Origin of the sequence: Spirosoma terrae (assembly GCF_010435915.1) — a bacterium.
Taxonomy (GTDB): domain Bacteria; phylum Bacteroidota; class Bacteroidia; order Cytophagales; family Spirosomataceae; genus Spirosoma; species Spirosoma terrae.
This window is the reverse complement of sequence record NZ_JAAFZH010000048.1, coordinates 1-639: the sequence shown is the minus strand read 5'-3', so window position 1 is coordinate 639 and position 639 is coordinate 1. Positions and strand designations below refer to the sequence as shown.

1 protein-coding gene is annotated in these 639 nt (G+C 57.1%); it reads right to left on the bottom strand.

Annotated features, from left to right (window positions below; all coding sequences use genetic code 11):
- A partial coding sequence (locus tag GK108_RS30995) for a putative Ig domain-containing protein (protein WP_212592933.1) occupies positions 1 to 612 on the bottom strand: 612 nt, incomplete at its 3' end.
- Positions 613 to 639: the final 27 nt, after the last annotated feature.

The window sequence follows — 639 nt, the reverse complement described above, 5'->3', positions numbered from 1 at the left end:
CGCGGTGACGGTCAGCATATGTGGCGACCCCAGGGTGGTTGACGGCGTACCAGTGATGGTGTTGTTGCTGGCCAGAGCCAGTCCGGTTGGTAGTCCAGTGACAGAGATAGATAAGCTGTTGGGTGTTTCCTTATCGGTGAACGTATTGATTGGAATAGCGTAAGTGAATGGCTGTCCGACGGTGGCTGACTGGGGAGGAATGACATTGGCCACGGTGGGAGCCGTATTGACCGGCGCTGGGGCCGGGCTGATGGTCAGCACTAGGGGGGTGTTCACACTCAACCCGGCTGGATCAGTGGCGGTGACGGTCAGCGTATGTGGCGATCCTAGGGTGGTGGATGGCGTACCAGTGATGGTGTTGTTACTGGCCAGAGCCAGTCCGGTTGGTAGTCCAGTGACGGATATGGATAGGCTGTTAGGCATTTCCTTATCAGTGAACGTATTGATTGGAATAGCGTAAGTGAATGGCTGTCCGACGGTGGCTGACTGAGGAGGAATGACATTGGCCACGGTAGGGGCTGTATTGACCGGCGCTGGCGCTGGGCTGATGGTCAGCACTAGGGGTGTGTTCACGCTCAACCCGGCTGGGTCAGTAGCGGTGACGGTCAGCATATGTGGTGATCCCAGAGTGGTTGACGT